This window comes from Salmonella sp. SJTUF15581 (assembly GCF_043356775.1).
Taxonomy (GTDB): domain Bacteria; phylum Pseudomonadota; class Gammaproteobacteria; order Enterobacterales; family Enterobacteriaceae; genus Salmonella; species Salmonella enterica.
Window position 1 is genome coordinate 54326 of record NZ_JBEUJY010000020.1, and the last position, 25512, is coordinate 79837.

Annotated in this window: 24 protein-coding genes; 21 read left to right on the forward strand and 3 right to left on the reverse strand. The window is 56.7% G+C overall.

Annotated features, from left to right (window positions below; genetic code table 11):
• Positions 1-8 precede the first annotated feature (8 nt).
• Entirely contained in the window at positions 9-2855 is a 2847-nt protein-coding gene (gene rcsC, locus ABVN36_RS22640; protein ID WP_000876084.1) for a two-component system sensor histidine kinase RcsC, read from the forward strand.
• Positions 2856-2957: 102 nt separating this feature from the next.
• Here rcsC and rcsB read toward each other — a convergent pair whose 3' ends face one another.
• The gene (gene rcsB / locus ABVN36_RS22645; RefSeq protein WP_023138040.1) at positions 2958-3608 is read right to left on the reverse strand and encodes a response regulator transcription factor RcsB; all 651 of its coding nucleotides are present in this window, start codon (positions 3606-3608) and stop codon (positions 2958-2960) included.
• A gap of 16 nt (positions 3609-3624) precedes the next feature.
• On the reverse strand, positions 3625-6294 hold the full coding sequence (gene rcsD, locus ABVN36_RS22650; RefSeq protein WP_000083201.1) for a phosphotransferase RcsD: 2670 nt from the start codon (positions 6292-6294) through the stop codon (positions 3625-3627).
• Between the two features lie 728 nt (positions 6295-7022).
• On the opposite strand from rcsD, the gene ABVN36_RS22655 reads away from it, so the two are divergent.
• The 5 genes from ABVN36_RS22655 (at position 7023) to ABVN36_RS22675 (ending at position 12840) form a co-directional block, all read left to right on the forward strand.
• Entirely contained in the window at positions 7023-8159 is a 1137-nt protein-coding gene (locus tag ABVN36_RS22655) for a porin OmpC (RefSeq protein WP_023138041.1), read from the forward strand.
• 114 nt (positions 8160-8273) lie between these two features.
• Complete coding sequence (apbE, locus tag ABVN36_RS22660) at positions 8274-9326, forward strand: FAD:protein FMN transferase ApbE (RefSeq protein WP_023138042.1); 1053 nt, start codon at positions 8274-8276, stop codon at positions 9324-9326.
• A gap of 80 nt (positions 9327-9406) precedes the next feature.
• Positions 9407-10468 (forward strand): bifunctional DNA-binding transcriptional regulator/O6-methylguanine-DNA methyltransferase Ada, encoded by a 1062-nt coding sequence (ada, locus tag ABVN36_RS22665; protein ID WP_000975968.1) that lies wholly within the window; start codon positions 9407-9409, stop codon positions 10466-10468.
• Between the two features lie 2 nt (positions 10469-10470).
• Entirely contained in the window at positions 10471-11121 is a 651-nt protein-coding gene (gene alkB / locus ABVN36_RS22670) for a DNA oxidative demethylase AlkB (RefSeq protein ID WP_000884991.1), read from the forward strand.
• 75 nt (positions 11122-11196) lie between these two features.
• A complete protein-coding gene (locus ABVN36_RS22675; protein WP_023138043.1) occupies positions 11197-12840 on the forward strand; it encodes a multidrug ABC transporter permease/ATP-binding protein in 1644 nt (547 codons plus the stop codon).
• Between the two features lie 208 nt (positions 12841-13048).
• On the opposite strand, the gene eco is transcribed toward ABVN36_RS22675, so the two are convergent.
• Complete coding sequence (gene eco / locus ABVN36_RS22680) at positions 13049-13543, reverse strand: serine protease inhibitor ecotin (RefSeq protein WP_023138044.1); 495 nt, start codon at positions 13541-13543, stop codon at positions 13049-13051.
• Between the two features lie 413 nt (positions 13544-13956).
• Between eco and napF the strand changes: the two genes are divergently transcribed.
• The 15 genes from napF to ABVN36_RS22755 all read left to right on the forward strand — a co-directional run.
• Entirely contained in the window at positions 13957-14448 is a 492-nt protein-coding gene (gene napF, locus ABVN36_RS22685; RefSeq protein ID WP_000228069.1) for a ferredoxin-type protein NapF, read from the forward strand.
• On the forward strand, positions 14438-14701 hold the full coding sequence (napD, locus tag ABVN36_RS22690) for a chaperone NapD (RefSeq protein WP_023138045.1): 264 nt from the start codon (positions 14438-14440) through the stop codon (positions 14699-14701). Before napF ends, napD begins: the two co-directional genes overlap by 11 nt.
• Positions 14698-17184, forward strand: a complete 2487-nt coding sequence (napA, locus tag ABVN36_RS22695) for a nitrate reductase catalytic subunit NapA (protein ID WP_000778097.1) — start codon at positions 14698-14700, stop codon at positions 17182-17184. The genes napD and napA overlap by 4 nt, the downstream gene beginning before the upstream one ends.
• 6 nt (positions 17185-17190) lie before the next feature.
• Complete coding sequence (gene napG / locus ABVN36_RS22700) at positions 17191-17886, forward strand: ferredoxin-type protein NapG (protein WP_000091676.1); 696 nt, start codon at positions 17191-17193, stop codon at positions 17884-17886.
• On the forward strand, positions 17873-18742 hold the full coding sequence (gene napH, locus ABVN36_RS22705) for a quinol dehydrogenase ferredoxin subunit NapH (RefSeq protein WP_000013528.1): 870 nt from the start codon (positions 17873-17875) through the stop codon (positions 18740-18742). Before napG ends, napH begins: the two co-directional genes overlap by 14 nt.
• A 115-nt stretch (positions 18743-18857) precedes the next feature.
• Positions 18858-19307 carry a nitrate reductase cytochrome c-type subunit gene (gene napB, locus ABVN36_RS22710; RefSeq protein ID WP_000835182.1) on the forward strand — a complete coding sequence of 150 codons (450 nt, stop codon included), beginning with the start codon at positions 18858-18860 and terminating at the stop codon, positions 19305-19307.
• A gap of 9 nt (positions 19308-19316) precedes the next feature.
• Complete coding sequence (gene napC / locus ABVN36_RS22715; RefSeq protein WP_000431778.1) at positions 19317-19919, forward strand: cytochrome c-type protein NapC; 603 nt, start codon at positions 19317-19319, stop codon at positions 19917-19919.
• 20 nt (positions 19920-19939) lie between these two features.
• The gene (gene ccmA / locus ABVN36_RS22720) at positions 19940-20557 is read left to right on the forward strand and encodes a cytochrome c biogenesis heme-transporting ATPase CcmA (RefSeq protein ID WP_000888546.1); all 618 of its coding nucleotides are present in this window, start codon (positions 19940-19942) and stop codon (positions 20555-20557) included.
• A complete protein-coding gene (ccmB, locus tag ABVN36_RS22725) occupies positions 20554-21213 on the forward strand; it encodes a heme exporter protein CcmB (protein ID WP_000990033.1) in 660 nt (219 codons plus the stop codon). Before ccmA ends, ccmB begins: the two co-directional genes overlap by 4 nt.
• A 51-nt stretch (positions 21214-21264) precedes the next feature.
• Entirely contained in the window at positions 21265-22002 is a 738-nt protein-coding gene (locus ABVN36_RS22730) for a heme ABC transporter permease (protein ID WP_023228369.1), read from the forward strand.
• Positions 21999-22211, forward strand: a complete 213-nt coding sequence (ccmD, locus tag ABVN36_RS22735; RefSeq protein ID WP_023139030.1) for a heme exporter protein CcmD — start codon at positions 21999-22001, stop codon at positions 22209-22211. Before ABVN36_RS22730 ends, ccmD begins: the two co-directional genes overlap by 4 nt.
• Entirely contained in the window at positions 22208-22687 is a 480-nt protein-coding gene (gene ccmE / locus ABVN36_RS22740; protein WP_023139029.1) for a cytochrome c maturation protein CcmE, read from the forward strand. Before ccmD ends, ccmE begins: the two co-directional genes overlap by 4 nt.
• Positions 22684-24615 (forward strand): heme lyase CcmF/NrfE family subunit, encoded by a 1932-nt coding sequence (locus tag ABVN36_RS22745; protein ID WP_023215043.1) that lies wholly within the window; start codon positions 22684-22686, stop codon positions 24613-24615. The genes ccmE and ABVN36_RS22745 overlap by 4 nt, the downstream gene beginning before the upstream one ends.
• On the forward strand, positions 24612-25169 hold the full coding sequence (gene dsbE, locus ABVN36_RS22750; protein WP_000828295.1) for a thiol:disulfide interchange protein DsbE: 558 nt from the start codon (positions 24612-24614) through the stop codon (positions 25167-25169). The genes ABVN36_RS22745 and dsbE overlap by 4 nt, the downstream gene beginning before the upstream one ends.
• A partial coding sequence (locus ABVN36_RS22755) for a cytochrome c-type biogenesis protein CcmH (protein ID WP_139780507.1) occupies positions 25166-25512 on the forward strand: 347 nt, incomplete at its 3' end. The genes dsbE and ABVN36_RS22755, both read left to right, overlap by 4 nt.

Below are 25512 nucleotides of genomic sequence, written 5' to 3' on the forward strand. Positions count from 1 at the left end.
TCGCCCCTTTGAAATACCTTGCTTCCTTTCGAACTACGCTGAAAGTCTCGCGCTACTTATTCAGAGCGTTAGCGTTACTCATTTGGCTCTTAATCGCCTTTGTTTCGGTGTTTTACATCGTCAATGCCCTGCACCAGCGGGAATCTGAAATTCGTCAGGAGTTCAACCTTAGCTCCGATCAGGCGCAGCGTTTTATCCAGCGCACGTCGGATGTGATGAAAGAGCTCAAATATATCGCCGAGAACCGTTTAACGGCGGAAAACGGCGTCATGTCGTCGCGTGCGCGTGATGACAAAATGGTGGTGCCGGACTTTGAACCGCTATTTGCCGACTCAGACTGTGCGGCGATGGGCTCCGCCTGGCGCGGATCGCTGGAGTCGCTGGCCTGGTTTATGCGTTACTGGCGCGATAACTTTTCAGCGGCGTATGATCTTAACCGCGTTTTCCTGATTGGCAGCGATAACCTCTGTATGGCGAATTTCGGCCTGCGTGAAATGCCCGTGGAGCGCGATGATGCGTTAAAAGCGTTACATGAGCGGATTATGAAATACCGCAACGCGCCGCAGGAAGAAAGTGGGAATAACCTTTTCTGGATAAGCCAGGGCGCGCGTCAGGGCGTGGGCTACTTTTATGCGCTGACGCCGGTGTATCTGGCCAACCGTCTGCAGGCGCTGCTGGGCGTCGAGCAGTCCATCCGTATGGAAAATTTTTTCACGCCCGGCAGTTTGCCGATGGGCGTCACTATTATTGATGAGAACGGCCATTCGCTGATTTCGTTGACCGGTCCTGACGGCAATATTAAAGCGGAGCCGCGCTGGATGCAGGAGCGCTCCTGGTTTGGTTATACGCCAGGTTTTCGCGAACTGGTACTCAAAAAAAGCCTGCCGCCATCCTCGCTCAGTATTGTCTATTCTGTGCCTGTAGATTTAGTCCTGGAGCGTATTCGTATTCTTATCCTGAATGCTATCCTGCTGAACGTGCTGGTGGGCGCAGGGCTGTTTACGCTTGCGCGGATGTATGAGCGGCGAATTTTCATTCCGGCGGAGAGCGATGCCCAGCGTCTGGAAGAGCATGAACAGTTCAACCGTAAAATCGTTGCCTCCGCGCCGGTGGGGATCTGTATTCTGCGCACTATTGATGGTGTCAATATTCTGAGTAACGAACTGGCGCACACCTACCTGAACATGCTCACGCATGAAGACAGACAGCGCCTGACGCAAATCATTTGCGGCCAGCAGGTCAACTTTGTTGATGTATTGACCAGCAATAATACCAATTTGCAAATTAGCTTCGTCCATTCCCGCTATCGTAATGAAAACGTCGCGATTTGCGTGTTGGTAGATGTGAGTACGCGCGTCAAAATGGAAGAGTCGCTGCAGGAGATGGCGCAGGCGGCAGAACAGGCGAGCCAGTCTAAATCCATGTTCCTTGCGACGGTCAGCCATGAATTGCGCACACCGCTGTACGGTATCATCGGCAATCTCGATCTGCTGCAAACCAAAGAGTTGCCAAAAGGCGTGGATCGGCTGGTCACGGCGATGAATAACTCCTCCAGCCTGTTGCTGAAAATTATCAGCGACATTCTCGACTTCTCGAAAATTGAGTCGGAACAGCTAAAGATTGAGCCGCGCGAATTTTCACCGCGAGAGGTGATGAACCATATCACCGCCAATTATCTGCCGCTGGTGGTGCGTAAGCAGCTCGGCCTGTATTGTTTTATTGAGCCTGACGTGCCGGTATCGCTGAACGGTGACCCGATGCGTTTACAGCAGGTTATTTCAAACCTGTTGAGCAACGCCATTAAGTTTACCGATATTGGCTGCATCGTGCTGCATGTGCGCTGTGATGGGGATTATCTCAGCATTCGCGTGCGGGATACCGGCGTCGGTATTCCGGCAAAAGAGGTGGTTCGCCTGTTCGATCCCTTCTTCCAGGTGGGAACCGGCGTACAGCGTAACTTTCAGGGGACCGGTCTGGGGCTGGCGATTTGCGAAAAATTGATCAGCATGATGGACGGCGATATTTCCGTCGATTCGGAGCCTGGCATGGGAAGCCAGTTTACGCTGCGCATCCCGCTTTATGGCGCGCAATACCCTGTGAAAAAGAGCGTGGAAGGACTCGCCGGAACCTGCTGTTGGCTGGCGGTGCGCAATACTTCTTTGTGCCAGTTTATTGAGACCAGTCTGGCGCGTAGCGGCGTTCATACGCAGCGTTATGAAGGGCAAGAACCCGCCGCGGACGATATTTTGATTGTCGATGACGCGCTGGAGCATACCTGGCAGGGGAGGGCGGCGGTCGTCTTTTGCCGCCGTCATATCGGGATTCCGTTGGAAAGAGCGCCGGGCGAATGGGTGCATAGTGTGGCGTCGGTGCATGAGTTGCCCGCGCTGTTGGCGCGTATTTATAGTATTGAGCTGGATAGTGAAGCGCTTTCCAGCGCATTGCCGACGACGGATAAAACCGCAGATTCAAATGACGACATGATGATTCTGGTCGTTGACGATCATCCGATCAATCGCCGCTTGCTGGCCGATCAATTGGGATCGCTGGGGTATCAGTGTAAGACAGCCAATGATGGCGTGGACGCTCTGAATGTGCTGAGTAAAAATGCTATCGATATTGTTCTGAGCGATGTGAACATGCCGAACATGGACGGCTATCGCCTGACGCAGCGTATCCGTCAGCTTGGGCTGACGCTGCCGGTCGTCGGCGTGACGGCGAACGCGCTGGCGGAAGAGAAACAACGTTGCCTGGAGTCCGGTATGGACAGCTGTTTGTCGAAACCTGTGACGCTGGATGTGTTGAAACAGACGCTGGCGGTGTATGCCGAGCGGGTACGTAAAACGCGGGCATAAAAAATGCCGGATGGCGGCGTCGCCTGTCCGGCCTGTAAAAGATGAGTCGACTGGTAGGCCTGATAAGCGTAGCGCCATCAGGCTGGGTAACATAAAAGCGATTTATTCTTTGTCTGTCGGACTCAGGGTGACGGAAGAGAGATAGTTGAGCAGCGCGATATCATTCTCTACGCCCAGTTTCATCATCGCCGATTTCTTCTGGCTGCTGATGGTCTTAATGCTGCGGTTGAGCTTCTTGGCGATTTCGGTGACCAGGAAACCTTCGACGAACAGGCGTAATACTTCGCTCTCTTTTGGCGACAGGCGCTTATCGCCGTAACCGCCTGCGCTGATTTTCTCCAGCAGGCGAGAAACGCTTTCTGGGGTGAATTTTTTGCCTTTTTGCAGCGCGGCCAGCGCCTTAGGCAGATCGGTTGGCGCACCCTGTTTGAGTACGATCCCTTCAATATCAAGATCCAACACGGCGCTCAGGATCGCCGGATTGTTGTTCATGGTCAGAACGATAATAGACAGGCTCGGAAAATGACGCTTGATGTACTTGATCAAGGTGATCCCATCGCCGTATTTATCTCCCGGCATGGAGAGGTCAGTGATCAACACATGCGCATCTAATTTCGGCAGGTTGTTGATCAATGCTGTGGAATCTTCAAATTCGCCGACAACATTCACCCACTCGATTTGTTCAAGTGATTTGCGAATACCGAACAGTACAATCGGGTGGTCATCGGCAATAATTACGTTCATATTGTTCATGTATTGGGCTACCTTGCTACAGCAAGCTTTTGACGTAGGCGTCAATGTCGCTGATATATTTTTCTATACCTGGAGCATCTTTCTCACGAATCAGATGTTCCAGCGTTTCACATAACTGCTTGCCGGGTACCAGATTAAGCATGGCAAACACCCCTTTCAGGCGGTGGGCCGTTTGGGCCAGCGCAGCGAAATCGCTGGTTGCCGCCTCAGTATACAACCTCTTAACATCATCCGGTACTGTGTCTACAAATAGCGCATAATAGCCGCTGGCATGAAGCTCGGCATTTTCATCTCCGCCGAGCGGGGAGGCGGGAATCTCTTCCTGCGCCAGCTGCTCTTCGATAAGTTGTAGTACAGCTTCCTGCATAGCATTGCTCATATTAAAGTTGACGCGCAACTGACCCGGGCCAATTTTCCGCACGCCTGACTCATCATCGCTTAAAAGCAAGCCCGAGGCAGTAAGATTAGACGGATTATCCGTTAAAAAGAGATCATATTCTTGACTTATCTGCCTTTCATCCGGCGTGATGCAGGTGGCGCCCCAGTTTTCTAACTGACGCAGCACAATCGCGCGAACCTCGTTGGACGTCACATCGACCATCACGCTCACGTCGTCCAGCAGGCGCTCTTCGACCTGAGTATGCTGATCGTGAGGAAGCATTTTGACATGAACGGTATAGCGCGTGCCCAGCGTTTCTCGCGCTTTAATGTTGAGATGACCGCCCAGTTTGCGCGCCAGTTGATTGCACAGCCAGAAGGTGAGCGGATTCGCTTTGCCGTAACGATCGCCCTGCGTTTCATTCATATACGGGAAATGCAGATTATCAATCTCGTTTAACGTTACACCTTCGCCCGTATCCAGAATACGGAAAGTCAGACGCTCCGCGATAGATTCATCCTGCTCGACTTCAAGCGTAATTTTACCCATAGCAGTCGTTGTGACGGCATACTGAATCAACAGCAGCAAAATCCGGCGCAGGGCGTCACGATCGCCCCAGCGTTCATCGTTGCCGCTAAGATGGTTATTAATCAGCAGTTGCAGCCCTTTACGCTTAATGGCGGGCAGCACTTCCGGCACGACTTCGTCAATAAGATCCTGCAGGGAGAACAGCGTTGCTTCGCTCTTCCATGCGTCATTTTCCAGCATATTCGCCAGTTGGATTTCATCGATCATACGTACCAATACATCCGCCTGATCCGCCAGTTTCAGGCTTTCCGGCGTGGTGACTGCCGCGGCGTTAACCGCCAGTTGGCGTACGGGCTCTTTAAGCGTGTTGCTGATATTTTGCATAAAGGCGGCGCGGCCCTGCTGATTCTTCTCATACAAACGCTGCGCCTGTTTAAGCTTCTTATTCACCAGCACTTCCCGGTCCTGATCGCGAATAATAAAGATCTGCGTGCGGGGAGCGATCTGGCTGCGAAACAGACGGATCTCATACAGTTCGTTGTTAATTGTCGCCTGAATCACGCCCTGATGCTGCTCCGCCATGCTGGTAATATTTTGCAGGTTAAGATGCGGCAACAGATGATCGGCGATTTTATTGCTGATCACGGTGCGGTTGCCTTCCTGATCGTAGACCAGCAGACCCAGCGGCAGCAGAGAAACGATCTCTTCATTAATGGCGCGTAAGACGCGAAGCTCATTATTCGCCGCGTTGCCGGATGTCGATTCCGTCGACCGTCCCGGCTGATGACGGAACGTGGCGTAGCCAAATAACGCCAACGCCAGCAGCCCGATGTTCAGCAGTAAAGGCAGCAAAATATTTTGCAGCGTATCAAGCAAAAGCGTACCGAACGGTACCTGCCAGATCAGGCGCATTCCGGTAGAGTTAAGCGCTGAGGAGATCTCAATTTTTGAACCGTTAAAGCTAATCGTGACGCTATCAGGCGCTTCCTTTTCACTGCTTCGCCCCGTCGCCTGGGTTGCGTCAGGCTCTATCCGAAAACTGTCCAGCGGCATTCCCGGCGGGATTAAATCATTAATGGGCAGATCAAACGCCACCACGGTCGCCAGATGTCCTGGCTGATTGAAGGTCGTGCGCAGCGTAAAATAGTGACCGTTTTGCCAGGCCAGTTTTCGCAATGAGGAGAAACTTTCGCGCTCATCCAGCGCATTCGCCTGCTGCAACATCTCTGCCCGGCGGGAATCGACGATATTGCCAATAGTGGACTCTTTAAAGCCGGAAGAGAGATCTTTCAACGGTAGGGTAGAGATAAGAATCAGGCTGTTATCCTGTCCGTTGAGGTAATACATTGACCATGGCACGTTTTCCGCGCCCCACAGCGTATCCAGATAGGTTGACATACGCTGCGTCATTTCCAGCGTGGCGCTGTCATGGGAACCGAAAATCAGCGCTTCAGTTTTACGTCGCGGCTTTTCAAGATAATACACATCCTGCTTCAGACGCGTTTCCTGAAGTCCTTCACCTGTCGATGGCGTAGTGGTCGCGGCGATGTTGTCATAAATTTGCCAGGTAACATACCGCCAGGTATCCACGCGTTTATGAATAGCGTGGGTGATATCGACAATTTGATAGCTTTTGTCTTTCAACCAGGCGTTGACGGCGCTCTGTACCATAACGCCCATCGTTACCAGCAGCACAATGATCAGCAATAAGAAGAAACGGGTAATGCTTCCCGGTAGAAGGGAGAATCGGGTAGAGACCGTTGTGTCAGACTGACTCATTTATGTTTACGACCTGTAAAAGCAACGCTGAAGGTGAAGGGCAGTATAAAGGGTAATGAATGAATTTCCAGACTCTTACGTCATGCCGGGCAACTTAACACGCGCTCCGTCGGCGGGACGGGAAAAGCGTACAACCTTCGCAGAACGGTACAAATATAAAGACTACTTATAAATGTTTAGCACTAAATATCAAGAAATTATTTGCTAATGTCTTACGAACGGTCGAGCAGGGGAGTGTAGTGAATAACCGTGATAGTTTTAGGCAGGTAGCATAAATCAGCCGGGTGTGTCTGAAAAAGGGTAAAAAAAACCGAATGCGAAGCATCCGGTTGAAATAGGGGTAAACAGACATTCAGAAGTGAATGACGGTAATAAATAAAGTTAATGATGATAGCGGTCACTATTTTAGTTGCGAATGAAGATTCTGTTTTATCATTCAGTGCTATGAATTTCATCAATTTAACCCATTGATTTTAAAAGTCTCGTGAATATATTTTGTCTATTTGTGCTTATTTTTACTTGATTTTTGCTTTAAAAAAGTTCCGTAAAATTCATATTTTGAAACATCTATGTAGATAACTGTAACATCTTAAAAGTTTTAGTATCATATTCGTGTTGGATTATTCTGTATTTTTGCGGAGAATGGACTTGCCGACTGGTTAATGAGGGTTAACCAGTAAGCAGTGGCATAAAAAAGCAATAAAGGCATATAACAGAGGGTTAATAACATGAAAGTTAAAGTACTGTCCCTCCTGGTACCAGCTCTGCTGGTGGCGGGCGCAGCGAATGCGGCTGAAATTTATAATAAAGACGGCAACAAATTAGACCTGTTTGGTAAAGTTGATGGCCTGCACTACTTCTCTGACGACAAAGGCAGCGACGGCGACCAGACCTACATGCGTATCGGCTTCAAAGGCGAAACGCAGGTTAACGATCAGCTGACCGGTTATGGCCAGTGGGAATATCAGATTCAGGGCAACCAGACTGAAGGCAGCAACGACTCCTGGACGCGTGTGGCGTTTGCGGGTCTGAAATTCGCTGACGCAGGCTCCTTCGATTATGGTCGTAACTACGGCGTAACTTATGACGTGACCTCCTGGACCGACGTTCTGCCGGAATTCGGCGGCGACACCTACGGCGCTGACAACTTTATGCAGCAGCGTGGTAACGGCTATGCCACCTACCGTAACACCGACTTCTTCGGCCTGGTGGATGGTCTGGACTTCGCGTTGCAGTATCAGGGCAAAAACGGCAGCGTGAGCGGTGAAAACAAGAGTGGTCGTAGCCTGCTGAACCAGAACGGCGACGGTTACGGCGGATCGCTGACTTATGCAATCGGCGAAGGCTTCTCTGTCGGTGGCGCTATCACCACGTCTAAACGTACTGCCGATCAGAACAACACCGCTAACGCTAGCCTGTATGGTAACGGCGATCGCGCCACGGTCTACACCGGCGGCCTGAAATACGATGCGAACAACATCTATCTGGCAGCGCAGTATTCTCAGACCTATAACGCAACCCGTTTTGGTACCTCTAACGGTAGCAACCCGTCCACCTCTTACGGTTTTGCCAACAAAGCGCAGAACTTTGAAGTGGTTGCTCAGTACCAGTTCGACTTTGGTCTGCGTCCGTCTGTGGCTTACCTGCAGTCTAAAGGTAAGGACATCAGCAACGGTTACGGCGCCAGTTATGGCGACCAGGACATCGTAAAATACGTTGATGTCGGCGCGACTTACTACTTCAACAAAAACATGTCCACCTATGTTGATTACAAAATCAACCTGCTGGATAAAAACGACTTTACCCGCGATGCGGGCATCAACACCGACGACATCGTAGCGCTGGGTCTGGTTTACCAGTTCTAATCAGCAAAAGATGTTGCTAAAGGGCCTACGGGCCCTTTTTTCATGCCTTATTCCGGCGTACAAATACGACGTTTTGATATACGCTTGCGTCCATTCGAATGAGGATAAACAGCGATGAAAATGACTTTTTGCCGGGCCGTGTGTCTGGCGGCGGCTTTTTTACTTATGGGCTGCGATGAGGCTCCCGAAACGACAACAGCGTCACCTGCCGCTCAGGTGCTGGAAGGTAAAACGATGGGGACCCTCTGGCGGGTGAGCGTGGTTGGTATCGATGCGAAACGCGCCGCAGAGTTACAGACTAAAATCCAGACTCAGCTTGATGCTGATGATTGGTTGCTTTCTACCTATAAAAATAACTCCGCGCTGATGCGTTTTAACCATTCACGCAGTCTTGCGCCCTGGCCGGTCAGCGAAGCCATGGCGGATATCGTGACCTCGGCGCTACGTATTGGCGCGAAGACGGATGGCGCGATGGATATCACCGTGGGCCCGCTGGTCAATCTGTGGGGGTTTGGACCGGATCGGCAGCCGCTGCATATCCCAACACCAGCACAAATCGATGCGGCAAAAGCGAAAACAGGCCTGCAACATTTGCAGGTTATCGACAGGGCTGGACATCAGTTTTTGCAAAAAGATCTGCCGGATCTTTATGTTGATCTCTCCACGGTCGGGGAGGGCTATGCGGCGGATCACCTGGCGCGTCTGATGGAGCAGGAGGGCATTGCGCGTTATCTGGTCTCGGTGGGCGGCGCATTAAGCAGTCGCGGGATGAATGCGCAAGGGCTGCCGTGGCGCGTCGCGATTCAGAAGCCGACCGACCGGGAAAACGCGGTGCAGGCGATTGTGGATATCAACGGGCATGGCATCAGCACCTCCGGCAGCTACCGCAACTATTATGAGCTGGATGGCAAGCGTGTCTCGCACGTTATCGATCCGCAAACGGGGCGCCCCATTGAACACAACCTGGTATCGGTTACGGTTATCGCGCCAACGGCGCTGGAAGCGGACGGCTGGGACACCGGCCTGATGGTGCTTGGTACGCAAAAGGCGCAAGAGGTCGTCCGGCGGGAAGGGCTGGCGGTCTTTATGATCATGAAAGAAGGTGAAGGCTTTAAAACCTGGATGTCGCCGCAGTTCAAAACGTTCCTGGTGAGCGATAAGAATTAAAACGCAAGATTACGGGTTTTTGTGGGCGGATTTACGGACACACTGCATGTAAGCAAGCACTATGCTTAATGAAGGAGTCTATGATGAAAAAAGCGTTACTTACCGATGATGAATGCTGGCTGCGGGTGCAGGCGCGCGATGCCAGCGCGGATGGGCGTTTCGTTTTTGCGGTGCGAACCACCGGCGTTTTTTGCCGCCCTTCTTGTCGCTCGAAGCGGGCGTTACGTAAAAATGTTCGCTTTTTTGCCAACGCGCAGCAGGCGCTGGACGCCGGTTTTCGCCCCTGCAAGCGCTGTCAGCCGGATAATGCGCGCGCGCAGCAACGGCGGTTGGATAAGATTGCCTGCGCCTGCCGTTTACTTGAGCAGGAGACGCCGGTAACGCTGGCGTCTCTGGCGCAGGCGGTGGCGATGAGTCCGTTTCATCTGCACCGTTTGTTTAAAGCGAGCACCGGAATGACGCCGAAAGGGTGGCAGCAGGCGTGGCGCGCCCGGCGGCTGCGTGAGGCGTTGGCGAAAGGAGAGCCGATCACGGCGGCTATTTATCGCGCCGGCTTCCCGGATAGCAGTAGCTACTACCGTCATGCCGACCAGACGCTGGGCATGACGGCAAAACAGTTTCGCAAAGGCGGCGATAATGTCTCCGTTCGCTATGCGCTGACGGACTGGGTTTACGGACGGTGCCTGGTGGCGGAGAGCGAGCGGGGGATTTGCGCGATTCTCCCCGGTGATAGCGACGACGCGCTACTGGCTGAATTACACACCCTGTTCCCGGCGGCCCGCCACGAACCTGCTGACGCGCTTTTTCAGCAACGGGTGCGGCAGGTTGTCGCGGCTATCAACACACGCGATGTGCTGCTCTCGTTGCCGCTGGATATCCAGGGAACCGCGTTTCAACAGCAGGTCTGGCAGGCGTTATGCGCAATTCCCTGCGGCGAAACCGTAAGCTATCAACAGCTTGCCGCGACTATCGGCAAACCCACGGCAGTACGCGCGGTCGCCAGCGCGTGCGGCGCGAATAAACTGGCGATGGTGATCCCGTGTCATCGGGTCGTGCGTCGCGATGGCGCGCTCTCCGGTTATCGTTGGGGCGTGCGTCGAAAAGCGCAGCTATTAAAGCGAGAAGCGCAAAAAGAGGAGTAGCAATGCTGGATCTATTTGCTGATGAAGCGCCCTGGCAAGAGCCCCTGGCGCCTGGCGCGGTGGTGTTGCGCCGCTTTGCGTTTCGCGCGGCGCAGTCGCTATTAGACGATATCGGTTTTGTCGCCAGTCAGTCTCCGTTTCGTCAGATGGTGACGCCGGGCGGCTACACCATGTCGGTGGCGATGACCAACTGCGGCGCGTTAGGGTGGACCACCGATCGTCACGGTTATTGTTATGCCGTGCGCGATCCGTTGACCGATAAACCCTGGCCTGCGCTGCCGTTATCGTTTGCCAGCGTATGTCGTCAGGCGGCAATCGCGGCAGGGTATGCGAGCTTCCAACCGGACGCCTGCCTGATCAATCGCTACGCGCCCGGCGCAAAACTGTCGCTGCATCAGGATAAAGACGAGCCGGATCTGCGCGCGCCTATCGTCTCAGTTTCGTTGGGGGTGCCGGCGGTTTTTCAGTTTGGCGGCCTGCGTCGCAGCGATCCGCTCCAGCGGATCTTACTGGAGCATGGCGATATCGTGGTCTGGGGCGGCGAGTCCCGGCTGTTTTATCATGGTATCCAGCCGCTTAAAGCGGGCTTTCATCCCATGACCGGTGAATTTCGTTACAATCTCACCTTCCGTCAGGCGGCTGAAAAAGAATAAAAATAAGAATTATTATTGCTGTGCAGGTGGAGTTAGTTAAACTGCGGGCTGTTATTATCGGTCCGGGTTGTATGCATGGAACTTCTTATTCTTGTCTGGCGGCAGTACCGCTGGCCATTTATTAGCGTGATGGCACTGAGCCTCGCCAGCGCGGCGCTGGGGATTGGCCTGATCGCGTTTATCAATCAGCGCCTGATTGAAACGGTGGACACCACCGTCATGGTGCTGCCGGAATTTCTCGGTCTGCTCCTGTTACTAATGGTCGTCACATTAGGTTCCCAACTGGCGCTCACCACTCTGGGACACCATTTCGTTTACCGCCTGCGCAGCGAATTTATCAAGCGCATTCTGGATACGCACGTTGAACGCATTGAGCAACTGGGCAGCGCCTCTTTACTGGCCGGTCTGACCAGCGATATTCGCAATATTACTATCGCCTTTGTGCGTCTGCCTGAGCTGGTACAGGGCATTATCCTCACCGTCGGCTCGGCGGCGTATCTGGCGATGCTATCGACAAAAATGCTGCTGGTTACGGCTATCTGGATGGCGGTCACTATCTGGGGCGGATTTGTGCTGGTGGCGCGGGTTTACCAGCATATGGCGACCCTGCGCGAGACCGAAGATAAGCTGTACAACGACTATCAGACGGTGCTGGAAGGACGCAAAGAGCTGACGCTAAACCGCGAGCGTGCGGAGCAGATTTTTCAGCAATGCTATACCCCGGACGCCAAAGAGTACCGTCATCACATTATCCGTGCCGATACTTTTCACCTGAGCGCCGTCAACTGGTCGAATATCATGATGCTGGGGGCGATAGGCCTGGTCTTCTGGATGGCGAATAGTCTCGGCTGGGCGGATACCAACGTCGCGGCGACCTATTCACTGACGTTGCTGTTCCTGCGCACGCCGCTGCTGTCTGCGGTGGGGGCGTTGCCAACGCTACTGACCGCCCAGGTGGCGTTTAATAAACTGAATAAATTCGCGCTCGCCCCGTATAAGCCTGATTTTCCGCAGCCGAAAGCCTTTCCCGACTGGAAGACGCTGGAGCTGCGCAACGTGGTTTTCCACTATCAGGATAACGCGTTTTCCGTGGGGCCCATCAACCTGACGATTCACCGCGGCGAACTGCTGTTTTTAATTGGCGGCAACGGTAGCGGGAAATCGACGCTGGCCATGTTATTGACCGGTTTATACCAGCCGCAATCGGGAACGATTTTACTTGATGGTCAACCTATTGCCGCCGGGCAGCCGGAAGATTATCGCAAACTGTTTTCTGCGGTGTTTACCGATGTGTGGTTATTCGACCGCCTGCTGGGGCCGCAGGGGAAACCCGCCAATTCCGCGCTGGTCGAAAAGTGGCTTGAGCACCTGAAAATGACGCACAAGCTGGAGCTAAACGACGGGCGCATTTTGAATCTTAAACTGTCGAAAGGGCAAAAAAAGCGCATTGCGCTGCTGCTGGCGCTGGCGGAAGAGCGCGATATTATTTTGCTGGATGAGTGGGCCGCCGATCAGGACCCGCATTTCCGCCGGGAATTTTATCAGGTACTGTTGCCGTTAATGCAGGAAATGGGCAAAACCATTTTCGCCATCAGCCATGATGATCACTATTTTATTCATGCCGATCGTCTGCTTGAAATGCGCAACGGACAGCTAACCGAACTCACCGGCGACGAACGTGACGCCGCCTCGCGTGATGCGGTTGCGCGTACTGCGTAATGGACTATGGCGCCGGATGAACCACCTGATGGCAGCCCTACGTCCGCACGCGGGTAGGCCTGATAAGATGCCACGCGTCGCCACCAGGCATCGGGGTATTTTTTGCGGCGGGCGAGCGGATTTCCAGACGTGTTTTAAAAAGAACCCCGGAGCGCTGCGTGAGCCGGCGTGTTCAGATGCCCGGTAAGTGTGACCGGGCAGCGTAACGTTATCGCGCGACGGCGTTCTGTACGTTAGCGTCCGCTTTCCAGATGCGGTATTTCACGTCCACATTCGCCGGGGTATACACCACGATCGGCAGCTTGCTGTTGTAGCGCAGCATCCCGTCTTCACCCAGCCAGGCGGTGACGAATTTTTGCTCTTTCTTACCGTCAGGGCAGGCCATCATGGTTGATACCGGAGAGGTGACGTTATCAAAGACATAATAGTCATAGCCCCAGCCTTCCAGCGTTTTTGTTTCCAGCGTGCCGCCGAGGCGATGCTGGTTACAATCCACATTCAGCGTTTGGCCAATCAACAGTTCCACTTTGAGGGTAGATTCATCCTGCTGAGGGGTAAGGGTTATCACTTGCCGCTTCATTCCTTTTTCCGCCTGCGGATAGGGGGCGATTTTTTCCAGCGGCTGGGCGGTATCGCCATTGTTAGCCCAGGCAGAGGCGCTGGCGAGGGCGGCGAAGACGACGGCAGGGACAAACATCTTCATTTGATTGTTCACAGTATTTCCTTTCTGCTGTTTTCGGTATTCACTGACAACAGATTAACACATTCATATTATCTATTAATCTGTATTTACTCATATTTTCAAGATTATTAATAAAATATCGTCTTTTTATATAGTGGAATATTCTGATATTGATAATGTAAATGAAATTATCAGCTATTAGTGGTTTTCGTTATATAAATATCTATATAACTCATTGAAATGTGAGAAAAAGCACGTTTACGGGTCTTTACCCGGCACTCTTTTGATCCGGCAACAGCATTTACCTCTATCGGGGTATGCATCTCTTACACATCCTGAAATATCTTATTTACAAAAACAACTACTCATAAATTGTACGGTTTTTATTGGTATTCACTCCCTATGGAAGCGTGTCGTTATGGAAGGGCGATATCATGGTTGATTTATCCCGTCGAAGCATGTTGACCGGCAGTTGGCGCAACGCCAGCAATGGGATTCTTCCGCCGTGGGCCAGAGAAACGACCTATTTTCTCGCACATTGTCTGCGTTGCGACGCCTGCATCCAGGCGTGTGAGGCCGACATCCTGCAGCGAGGGGCGGGGGGATATCCGAGCGTAGATTTCAAACGGGGCGAGTGCAGCTTTTGTTATGCCTGTGCGCAGGCCTGTACTGAATCGCTTTTTCTTCCGCGCCACACCAGGGCCTGGGATCTGATTTTTACGCTCACGGAAAACTGCCTCGCCAGGCAATCGGTTGAATGCCATCGCTGCCAGGACAGTTGTGAACCTATGGCCATTACCTTTCGTCCCACGCTATCCGGCATTTACCAGCCGCAGCTTGACTCGCAGGCTTGTAACGGATGCGGGGCGTGTGTGGCTATCTGTCCCGTGTCAGCCATCAAAGCGGAGAACCACCATGCGCACTAACTGGCAGGTCTGTAGCCTGGTCGTGCAGGCCAAAAGTCAGAACATCGCCACTATTGGCACACAGTTGAACACGTTGCCGGGTTGCGAAGTCGCGTTAAGCGACGTTGAAAGCGGGCAACTGATCGTGGTGGCGGAAGCAGATCAGAGTGAAACGCTGATGCAAACAATTGAGTCAGTACGCAATGTTGAGGGCGTGCTGGCGGTGTCGCTGGTTTATCACCAGCAGGATGAGCAAGGTGAGGAAACACCATGAAACTCAGTCGTCGTAGCTTTATGAAAGCTAACGCCGTTGCGGCCGCTGCGGCGGCTGCCGGTCTGAGCGTGCCGGGCGTCGCCCGCGCCGTTGTCGGGCAGCAGGAAGCCATCAAATGGGATAAAGCGCCGTGCCGTTTTTGCGGAACGGGTTGCGGTGTGTTAGTGGGCACGCAGCAGGGCCGTGTGGTCGCCTGCCAGGGCGACCCCGACGCGCCGGTCAACCGTGGTCTGAACTGCATTAAAGGCTACTTCCTGCCCAAAATCATGTACGGTAAAGATCGTCTGACGCAGCCGATGCTGCGCATGAAAGACGGCAGCTATCACAAAGACGGCGAGTTTACGCCGGTGAGCTGGGAACAGGCCTTCGATGTGATGGAGGAGAAGTTTAAAACCTCCCTGAAAGAGAAAGGACCAGAAGCGATCGGCATGTTTGGATCGGGTCAATGGACCATCTGGGAAGGCTATGCCGCCGCGAAACTGTTCAAGGCTGGTTTCCGCTCTAACAACATCGACCCGAACGCGCGTCACTGCATGGCCTCGGCGGTGGTGGGCTTTATGCGCACCTTTGGCATGGATGAACCGATGGGCTGCTACGACGATATTGAGCAGGCCGATGCGTTTGTGCTGTGGGGTTCCAACATGGCGGAGATGCACCCGATTTTATGGTCGCGCATCACTAACCGCCGTTTGTCCGACCCGAACGTGAAGGTTGCCGTCCTCTCCACCTTCCAGCACCGCAGCTTTGAGCTGGCGGACAACGGTATTGTCTTTACCCCGCAAAGCGATCTGGTGATCCTTAACTATATCGCGAATTACATTATTCAGAACAACGCGGTAAATCAGGATTTCTTCACAAAGCATGTGAACCTGCGTAAAGGGGCGACGGATATCGGCTACGGCTTACGCCCGACGCACCCGCTGGAAAAAGCGGCGAAGAATCCGGGCTCCGACGCTTCCGAGCCGATGAGCTTCGACGAGTATAAAGCCTTCGTGGCGGAATATACGCTGGACAAGACCGCTGAAATGACCGGCGTGCCGAAAGATCAACTGGAACAGTTGGCACAGCTCTACGCCGATCCGAATAAGCGCGTGATCTCTTACTGGACGATGGGTTTTAACCAGCATACCCGCGGCGTGTGGGCGAATAACCTGGTTTACAACCTCCATCTGCTGACCGGAAAAATATCCCAGCCTGGCTGCGGTCCTTTCTCGCTGACCGGCCAGCCTTCCGCCTGCGGTACGGCGCGTGAAGTGGGAACCTTCTCACACCGTCTGCCCGCAGACATGGTCGTGACGAACGAAAAACACCGTGATATCTGCGAAAAACACTGGCAGATCCCCGCTGGCACTATCCCGGCAAAAGTGGGTTTACATGCGGTGGCGCAGGATCGCGCGTTGAAAGACGGCAAGCTGAACGTCTACTGGGTAATGTGTAATAACAATATGCAGGCCGGGCCGAACATCAATGAAGATCGGATGCCGGGCTGGCGCGATCCGCGTAACTTTATCATTGTCTCCGATCCTTACCCGACGGTGAGCGCGCTGTCTGCGGATCTGATCCTGCCGACCGCCATGTGGGTTGAGAAAGAAGGCGCTTACGGCAACGCCGAACGCCGCACGCAGTTCTGGCGTCAGCAAATTAAAGCGCCGGGCGAAGCTAAATCCGACCTCTGGCAACTGGTGCAGTTCTCCCGTCGTTTTAAAACCGAGGAGGTCTGGCCGGAGGCGTTGCTGGCCCAGAAGCCGGAGCTGCGCGGTAAAACGCTGTATGACGTTCTGTTCGCCACGCCGGCGGTCAGCAAATTCCCGCTGAGCGAGCTGAAAGAGGATCAGTTAAACGATGAGTCTCGTGAGCTGGGCTTCTATCTGCAAAAAGGGTTGTTTGAAGAATACGCCTGGTTTGGACGTGGCCACGGGCACGATCTGGCGCCGTTCGACGATTACCACAACGCGCGCGGTCTGCGCTGGCCGGTCGTCGAAGGCAAAGAGACGCAATGGCGTTACAGCGAAGGCAACGACCCGTATGTAAAAGCGGGGGAGGGGTACAAATTCTACGGTAAACCGGATGGCAAAGCGGTGATCTTCGCGCTGCCATTTGAACCCGCGGCGGAGTCGCCGGACAACGAGTACGATCTGTGGCTTTCCACCGGTCGCGTGCTGGAACACTGGCATACCGGCAGTATGACGCGCCGCGTGCCTGAATTGCATCGCGCCTTCCCGGAAGCTGTGGTCTTTATTCACCCGCTGGATGCGAAAGCGCGCGATCTGCGTCGCGGGGATAAGGTTAAAGTGTCGTCCCGCCGCGGCGAAGTGATTTCGATTGTCGAAACGCGTGGACGTAACCGTCCGCCGCAGGGACTGGTGTATATGCCGTTCTTCGATGCCGCTCAGCTAGTGAACAACCTGACGCTGGATGCGACGGACCCGCTCTCTAAAGAGACGGACTTCAAGAAGTGCGCCGTTAAGCTGGCGAAGGTGTAACGCGTTATGTCCCGTACAGCGAAACCCCAAAATGGCCGCCGCCGCTTTCTGCGTGATGTTGTGCGCACTGCGGGCGGGCTGGCGGCGGTTGGCGTGGCGCTGGGCTTGCAACAGCAAACCGCGCGCGCAACGGGCGTGCGGCTGCGTCCGCCTGGCGCGCTGAATGAAAATGCCTTCGCCAGCGCCTGTGTGCGCTGCGGGCAGTGCGTTCAGGCGTGTCCATACGACACGCTAAAACTGGCGACGCTGGCCTCCGGGCTATCGGCAGGCACGCCCTATTTCGTCGCTCGCGACATCCCCTGCGAAATGTGTGAAGACATTCCGTGCGCCAAAGTCTGCCCCAGCGGGGCGCTGAATAAAGATATCGCCTCCATTGATGACTCGCGCATGGGGCTGGCGGTGCTGCTGGATCAGGAAAACTGCCTCAACTTTCAGGGGCTGCGCTGCGACGTTTGCTACCGCGAATGCCCGAAAATCGATGAGGCCATCACGCTGGAGCTGGATCGCAACATGCGCACTGGCAAACATGCGCGCTTTCTGCCCACCGTACACAGCGACGCCTGTACCGGCTGCGGCAAATGCGAAAAAGTCTGCGTACTGGAGCAACCAGCGATAAAAGTGTTGCCGTTGTCATTGGCGAAAGGGGAGTTAGGACACCATTACCGCTTCGGCTGGCTGGAGGGGAAAGATGGCAAATCGTAAACGCGACGCCGGGCGAGAAGCGCGGGCGAAAAAAGGCTGGTGGCGTAGCCACCGTTGGCTGGTGTTACGCCGTATCAGCCAGTTTATGGTGCTGGGGATGTTTCTCAGCGGCCCGTGGCTGGGCTTTTGGGTTTTGCATGGCAACTACAGCAGTAGTTTGCTGTTCGATACCCTCCCGTTGACCGATCCGCTGATTACCCTGGAAAGTCTCGCCAGTGGACATCTTCCCGCTACCGTGGCGCTGACGGGAGCAGTGATTATCGCTGTGCTGTATGCGCTGGCGGGAAAGCGATTATTTTGCAGTTGGGTTTGCCCGCTAAACCCCGTTACCGATTTGGCTAACTGGATGCGCAGGAAATTTGACCTGAACCAGTCTGCGACGATTCCACGCCATATACGGTACGTCCTTCTGGTGGTGGTGTTAATCGGTTCGGCGTTGACCGGCACGCTGCTGTGGGAATGGATTAATCCCGTGTCGCTGTTAGGTCGTAGTCTGATTATGGGATTTAGTAGCGGCGCGTTGCTGATTATTGCTTTGTTTTTATTTGATTTATTAGTCGTTGAGCACGGTTGGTGCGGTCATATTTGCCCGATGGGCGCACTGTATGGCGTGCTGGGCAGTAAAGGCGTAGTGACCGTGACGGCCAAAAAACGTGAGAAATGTAATCGCTGTATGGATTGTTTTCATGTTTGCCCGGAACCGCATGTGCTACGTGCGCCGGTGCTGGATGAGCAAAGCCCGGCGCAGGTCACTCACCGCGACTGCATGACCTGCGGTCGCTGCGTGGATGTCTGTTCTGAGGATGTTTTTACAATAACGATACACAATATCATTCGGGATGCATCGCGGCGGTAAGCGAGGAAATCCCCGGGAGCATAGATAACGATGTGACTGGGATTTTGGAGCGCAGCCAACAAAGAGGCAGCTCGAAGGATGAAGTGTAAATGCGATGGAGTTCGGGAGCGAAACAATGAAAAGCCATGACCTGATGAAAGCGCTGTGTCAATGGATGGCCACGCTTGCCCTGGTGGTAAGTGGTGCGGTTTGGGCGGCAAACGGAGTGGATCTGAGCCAGTCGCCGGAAGTATCCGGGACGCAGGAAGGGGCGATTCGTATGCCGAAAGAGCAGGAACGTATGCCGCTAAATTACGTCAACCAGCCGCCGATGATCCCGCACAGCGTCGAGGGCTACCAGGTGACGACCAATACCAACCGCTGTCTGCAATGCCACGGCGTGGAAAGTTATCGTACGACGGGCGCGCCGCGTATCAGTCCGACGCACTTTATGGACAGCGACGGTAAAGTGTCGGGCAACGTCGCGCCGCGTCGTTATTTCTGCCTGCAGTGCCACGTACCGCAGTCTGATACCGCGCCGATTATCGACAATACCTTTACCCCCTCGCAAGGTTACGGGAAATAAGAGGTCATTATGGAAAATTCTAACCGTAAACCTGGCTGGATAAAGCGCGTCTGGCGATGGTGGCGCAGCCCCAGCCGCCTGGCGCTGGGGACGCTGCTGTTAATCGGTTTTATCGGCGGCATCATCTTCTGGGGCGGCTTCAATACCGGAATGGAAAAGGCTAACACCGAAGAGTTTTGTATTAGCTGCCATGAAATGCGCAACACGGTGTATGAGGAGTATATGGAAACCGTCCACTACAACAACCGTAGCGGCGTTCGTGCCACCTGTCCTGACTGCCATGTGCCGCATGAGTGGGGGCCGAAGATGATCCGTAAGATCAAAGCCAGTAAAGAACTGTATGCGAAGGTATTTGGGCTGATAGATACACCGCAGAAATTTGAAGCTCATCGCCTGACAATGGCACAAAATGAGTGGCGGCGCATGAAAGACAACAACTCGCAGGAATGCCGTAACTGCCACAATTTCGACTTTATGGATCTGACCGCGCAAAAAGGCGTCGCGGCGAAAATGCACGATCAGGCGGTAAAAGACGGACAGACCTGTATCGATTGCCACAAAGGGATCGCGCATAAACTGCCGGATATGCGTGATGTTAAACCAGGTTTCTGACAGGACGTTGATGAGTGGGAATGCTTGAAGCCAGAGATCTGTACTGCGAGCGGGACGAGAGGACGCTGTTTCGCGGGCTGTCGTTCACCGTGGAGGCCGGGGAGTGGGTGCAGGTCACCGGTGGCAACGGCGCGGGAAAAACCACCCTGCTGCGCCTGCTGACCGGGCTGGCGCGCCCGGACGGCGGCGAGGTGTACTGGCAGGGCGAACCCCTGCGCCGCGTGCGCGACAGCTTCCATCGCAGCCTGCTGTGGATAGGGCACCAGCCGGGGATAAAAACCCGCCTGACGGCGCGGGAGAACCTGCACTTTTTCCACCCCGGCGACGGCGCGCGTCTCCCGGAGGCGCTGGCGCAGGCCGGGCTGGCGGGATTTGAGGACGTGCCGGTCGCCCGGCTCTCGGCCGGGCAGCAGCGCCGGGTGGCGCTGGCCCGCCTGTGGCTGACCCGCGCCGCGCTGTGGGTGCTCGACGAGCCGTTCACCGCCATTGACGTTAACGGCGTGGCGCGCCTCACCCGGCGGATGGCGGCGCACACGGCGCAGGGCGGGATGGTCATTCTCACCACCCACCAGCCGCTGCCGGGGGCCGCGGACACCGTCCGCCGTCTGGCGCTGACCGGCGGGGGGGCAGGGCTGTGATGTGGCGTGTCTTCTGTCTCGAACTGCGCGTGGCGTTCCGCCACGGCGCGGACATCGCCGGCCCGCTGTGGTTCTTCCTGATGGTCATCACCCTGTTTCCGTTAAGCGTCGGGCCGCAGCCGCAGCTGCTGGCGCGTATCGCGCCGGGCATCATCCAGGTGGCGGCGCTGCTGGCCTCGCTGCTGGCGCTGGAGCGGCTGTTTCGCGACGACCTGCAGGACGGCAGCCTGGAGCAGCTGATGCTGCTGCCGGTGCCGCTGCCGGCGGTGGTGCTGGCGAAGGTGCTGGCCCACTGGGCGGTGACCGGCCTGCCGCTGATTATGCTCTCCCCGCTGGTGGCGCTGCTGCTGGGGATGGACGTGTACGGCTGGAAAATCATGGCGCTGACGCTGCTGCTCGGCACGCCGGCGCTGGGGTTTCTCGCCGCGCCGGGCGTCGGGCTGACGGCCGGGCTGCGGCGCGGCGGCGTCCTGCTGGGCATTCTGGTGCTGCCGCTGAGTGTCCCGGTGCTGATTTTCGCCGCCGCGGCGATGGACGCGGCATCGATGCATTTACCCGCTGACGGCTATCTGGCGGTGCTGGGGGCGCTGCTGGCGGGCAGCGCGACGTTAAGCCCCTTCGCCACCGCGGCGGCGCTGCGCCTCAGCGTGCAGTAGCGCCCCGGCGCGACGGACATTTTACTGGTTTCAGGAGGTCAGGTGACGACTATGTGGAAAACCCTTCATCAGCTGGCGGCGCCGCCCCGGCTGTATCAGATTTGCGGCAGGCTCGTGCCGTGGCTGGCGGCAGCCGGCATCATCGCGCTGGCCACGGGCTGGGTCCGGGGCTTTGGTTTCGCCCCGGCGGACTACCAGCAGGGGGAGGGCTACCGCATTATGTACCTGCATGTCCCGGCGGCCATCTGGTCGATGGGTATCTATGCGGCGATGGCGGTGGCGGCGTTTACCGGGCTGGTCTGGCAGATGAAAATGGCCACCCTTGCCGTCGCGGCGATGGCGCCGGTGGGGGCGGTGTACACCTTCATCGCGCTGGTCACCGGCGCGGCGTGGGGCAAACCGATGTGGGGCACCTGGTGGGTGTGGGACGCGCGCCTGACCTCGGAGCTGGTGCTGCTGTTTCTCTACGCCGGGGTCATCGCCCTGTGGCACGCCTTTGACGACCGTAAAATGGCCGGGCGCGCGGCGGGCATTCTGGTGCTGGTCGGCGTGGTGAACCTGCCTGTCATTCATTACTCCGTTGAGTGGTGGAACACCCTGCACCAGGGCTCGACGCGGATGCAGCAGAGCATCGACCCGGCGATGCGCTCGCCGCTGCGCTGGGCCATCGCCGGCTACCTGCTGCTTTTTATGACGCTTTCGCTGATGCGGATGCGCAACCTGATTTTACTGATGGAAAAACGCCGCCCGTGGGTGAGCGAACTGATACTGAAAAGGGGGCACCGGTGAGTCCGGCATTTTCATCGTGGAGCGATTTTTTCGCCATGGGCGGGTACGCCTTTTTTGTCTGGCTGGCGGTGGCGATGACCGTGGCGCCGCTGGCGCTGCTGGCGCTGCACACGGTGCTGCAGCGCCGGGCCATTCTGCGCAGCGTGGCGCAGCAGCAGGCGCGCGAGGCGCGGATGCGTGCCGCACAGGCGCAACAGGAGGCCGCGTGAACCTGCGACGTAAAAACCGGTTACGGGTGGTCTGCGCGGTGCTGGCGGGCCTGGCGCTGACCACCGCCCTGGTCCTGTACGCGCTGCGCGCGAATATCGACCTGTTCTATACCCCCGGCGAAATTCTCTACGGCAAGCGCGAGACGCAGCAGCTGCCGGCGGCGGGCCAGCGTCTGCGCGTCGGCGGGATGGTGATGCCCGGCAGCGTCAGGCGCGACCCGGACTCGCTGAAGGTGAACTTCAGCCTCTACGACGCCGAAGGGTCGGTGACGGTGAGCTATGAGGGGATACTGCCGGACCTGTTCCGCGAGGGGCAGGGGGTGGTGGTGCAGGGCACCCTGGAGAAGGGCAACCACGTCCTGGCGCACGAGGTGCTGGCCAAGCATGACGAGAACTACACCCCGCCGGAAGTGGAAAAGGCGATGCAGGAAAACCACCGCCGCCCGCAACGCGCTGATAAGGACACCTCATCATGATGCCTGAATACGGCCACGCGCTGCTGTGCCTGGCGCTCGGCGTGGCGCTGCTGCTGTCCGTTTACCCGCTGTGGGGCGTGGCGCGCGGCGACGCGCGGATGATGGCGTCGGCCGGGGTGTTCGCCTGGCTGCTGTTCATCTGCGTGGCGGGCGCGTTTTTCGTGCTGGTGCACGCCTTTGTGGTTAACGACTTCACCGTGGCCTATGTCGCCGGCAACTCGAACACGCAGCTGCCGGTGTGGTACCGGGTGGCCGCCACCTGGGGGGCGCACGAGGGCTCGCTGCTGCTGTGGGTGCTGCTGATGAGCGGCTGGACCCTGGCGGTGGCGGTGTTCAGCCGGCAGGTGCCGGCGGATATCGTCGCCCGGGTGCTGGCGGTGATGGGGATGGTCTGCGCCGGTTTTCTGGCGTTCATCCTGTTCACCTCCGGCCCGTTCGCCCGCACGCTGCCGGCCTTTCCGGTGGAGGGGCGCGACCTGAATCCGCTGCTGCAGGACCCGGGGCTGATTTTCCACCCGCCGCTGCTGTACATGGGCTATGTCGGCTTCTCGGTGGCCTTCGCCTTCGCCATCGCCGCGCTGCTGAGCGGGCGTCTGGACAGCGCGTTCACCCGTTTTGCCCGCCCGTGGACGCTGGCGGCGTGGGTGTTCCTGACGCTGGGCATCGTGCTCGGCTCGGCGTGGGCCTACTACGAGCTGGGCTGGGGCGGCTGGTGGTTCTGGGACCCGGTGGAGAACGCCTCCTTTATGCCGTGGCTGGCGGGCACCGCCCTGCTGCACTCGCTGGCGGTCACGGAACAGCGCGCCGGCTTCAAGGCGTGGACGCTGCTGCTGTCCATCTGCGCCTTCTCGCTGTGCCTGCTGGGCACCTTCCTGGTGCGCTCCGGGGTGCTGGTGTCGGTGCACGCCTTCGCCTCCGACCCGGCGCGCGGAATGTTTATCCTCGCCTTTATGGTGCTGGTCACCGGCGGCTCGCTGCTGCTGTTCGCCGTGCGCGGGCACAGGGTGCGTTCGCGGGTGAACAACACGCTGTGGTCGCGCGAGTCGCTGCTGCTCGGCAACAACGTCCTGCTGATGGCCGCCATGCTGGTGGTGCTGCTGGGCACCCTGCTGCCGCTGGTGCACAAACAGCTGGGGCTGGGCAGCATTTCGGTGGGGGAGCCGTTCTTTAACACCATGTTCACCTGGCTGATGGTCCCCTTTGCCCTGCTGCTGGGGGTGGGGCCTTTAGTGCGCTGGGGCCGGGACCGGCCACGTAACATCAGGAAACTGCTGCTCACCGCCCTGGTCTCCACCCTGGTGCTGTCGGTACTTTTGCCATGGCTGCTGGAAGATAAAATCATCGCCATGACGGCGGTGGGGATGGCGATGGCCTGCTGGATTGCGGTGCTGGCGGTGGCCGAAGCCGTACAGCGCGTGTCCCGCGGCACGAAAACCTCTCTCAGCTACTGGGGAATGGTGGCGGCGCACCTCGGGCTGGCGGTGACGATTACCGGCATCGCCTTCAGCCAGAATTACAGCGTGGAGCGTGACGTGCGGATGCGGGCGGGCGACAGCGTGACCATTCACGACTACCGCTTCACCTTCCGGGAGGTGCGGGACATCACCGGCCCCAACTACCGCGGCGGGGTGGCCCTCATCGGGGTGACGCGCCACGGCGAGCCGGAGGCGGTGCTGCACGCGGAGAAACGGCTCTACAACACCAGCCGGATGGTGATGACCGAGGCGGCGATTGACGGCGGGCTGACCCGCGACCTGTACGCCGCGCTCGGGGAGGAGCTGGACAACGGCGCGTGGGCCGTGCGCCTGTACTACAAACCGTTTGTCCGCTGGATATGGGCCGGGGGACTGCTGATGGCGCTGGGCGGACTGCTGTGCCTGGCGGACCCGCGCTACCGCCGCCGTAAACCATTGCCGGAGGCCGGATGAAACGCAACGTACTGTTATTACCGCTGCTGATTTTTCTGCTGATTGCCGCGGCGCTGCTGTGGCAGCTGGCGCGCAACGCGCAGGGGGATGACCCGACGAATCTCGAATCGGCACTGACCGGAAAGCCGGTGCCGGCGTTCCGCCTGGAATCGCTGGAGACGCCGGGTCAGTACTATCAGGCGGAGGTGCTGACGCAGGGGAAACCGGTGCTGCTTAACGTCTGGGCCACCTGGTGCCCGACCTGCCGCGCCGAGCATCAGTACCTGAACCAGCTTTCTGCGCAGGGTATCCGGGTGGTGGGGCTGAACTATAAGGACGACCGGGCGAAGGCGGTGGCCTGGTTAAAAGAACTGGGCAACCCGTATGCGCTGAGTTTATCGGACAGCGACGGGATGCTGGGGCTGGACCTGGGCGTGTACGGCGCGCCGGAAACCTTCCTCATCGACGGCAACGGGATTATCCGCTACCGCCATGCGGGCGATTTGAATGCCCGGGTATGGGAAAGTGAACTGAAACCGCTGTGGGACAGATACAGCCGGGAGGCGGCGCAATGAGACTGTTACCGGGCATGGTGATGCTGATGCTGGCGCTGGTTATCTCCGGGTCAGCGCGGGCAACCACCGACGTGATGCCGTTTAAAGATGAAGCGCAGGAGCAGCAGTTCCGCCAGCTCACGGAGCAGCTGCGCTGCCCGAAATGCCAGAACAACAGCATTGCGGACTCGAACGCGATGATAGCCACCGACATGCGCCGCAGGGTGTATGACCTGATGCAGGAGGGGAAGAGCCGCCAGGAAATCATCGATTACATGGTGGCGCGCTACGGCAACTTTGTCACCTACGACCCGCCGCTGACCCCGCTGACGGTGCTGCTGTGGGTGCTGCCGCTGGCCGCCAT

What these genes read in the sequence shown, in the direction of transcription:
- dsbE (WP_000828295.1), top strand. Translation starts at nt 24,612, where the DNA reads ATGAAACGCAACGTACTGTTATTACCGCTGCTGATTTTTCTGCTGATT.
- napB (WP_000835182.1), top strand. Translation starts at nt 18,858, where the DNA reads ATGAAAAGCCATGACCTGATGAAAGCGCTGTGTCAATGGATGGCCACG.
- ccmA (WP_000888546.1), top strand. Translation starts at nt 19,940, where the DNA reads ATGCTTGAAGCCAGAGATCTGTACTGCGAGCGGGACGAGAGGACGCTG.
- napA (WP_000778097.1), top strand. Translation starts at nt 14,698, where the DNA reads ATGAAACTCAGTCGTCGTAGCTTTATGAAAGCTAACGCCGTTGCGGCC.
- ada (WP_000975968.1), top strand. Translation starts at nt 9,407, where the DNA reads ATGATGAAAAAAGCGTTACTTACCGATGATGAATGCTGGCTGCGGGTG.
- ABVN36_RS22730 (WP_023228369.1), top strand. Translation starts at nt 21,265, where the DNA reads ATGTGGAAAACCCTTCATCAGCTGGCGGCGCCGCCCCGGCTGTATCAG.
- napH (WP_000013528.1), top strand. Translation starts at nt 17,873, where the DNA reads ATGGCAAATCGTAAACGCGACGCCGGGCGAGAAGCGCGGGCGAAAAAA.
- napC (WP_000431778.1), top strand. Translation starts at nt 19,317, where the DNA reads ATGGAAAATTCTAACCGTAAACCTGGCTGGATAAAGCGCGTCTGGCGA.
- ABVN36_RS22655 (WP_023138041.1), top strand. Translation starts at nt 7,023, where the DNA reads ATGAAAGTTAAAGTACTGTCCCTCCTGGTACCAGCTCTGCTGGTGGCG.
- ABVN36_RS22675 (WP_023138043.1), top strand. Translation starts at nt 11,197, where the DNA reads ATGGAACTTCTTATTCTTGTCTGGCGGCAGTACCGCTGGCCATTTATT.
- napG (WP_000091676.1), top strand. Translation starts at nt 17,191, where the DNA reads ATGTCCCGTACAGCGAAACCCCAAAATGGCCGCCGCCGCTTTCTGCGT.
- napF (WP_000228069.1), top strand. Translation starts at nt 13,957, where the DNA reads ATGGTTGATTTATCCCGTCGAAGCATGTTGACCGGCAGTTGGCGCAAC.
- rcsB (WP_023138040.1), bottom strand. Translation starts at nt 3,608, where the DNA reads ATGAACAATATGAACGTAATTATTGCCGATGACCACCCGATTGTACTG.
- napD (WP_023138045.1), top strand. Translation starts at nt 14,438, where the DNA reads ATGCGCACTAACTGGCAGGTCTGTAGCCTGGTCGTGCAGGCCAAAAGT.
- eco (WP_023138044.1), bottom strand. Translation starts at nt 13,543, where the DNA reads ATGAAGATGTTTGTCCCTGCCGTCGTCTTCGCCGCCCTCGCCAGCGCC.
- apbE (WP_023138042.1), top strand. Translation starts at nt 8,274, where the DNA reads ATGAAAATGACTTTTTGCCGGGCCGTGTGTCTGGCGGCGGCTTTTTTA.
- alkB (WP_000884991.1), top strand. Translation starts at nt 10,471, where the DNA reads ATGCTGGATCTATTTGCTGATGAAGCGCCCTGGCAAGAGCCCCTGGCG.
- rcsD (WP_000083201.1), bottom strand. Translation starts at nt 6,294, where the DNA reads ATGAGTCAGTCTGACACAACGGTCTCTACCCGATTCTCCCTTCTACCG.
- ABVN36_RS22745 (WP_023215043.1), top strand. Translation starts at nt 22,684, where the DNA reads ATGATGCCTGAATACGGCCACGCGCTGCTGTGCCTGGCGCTCGGCGTG.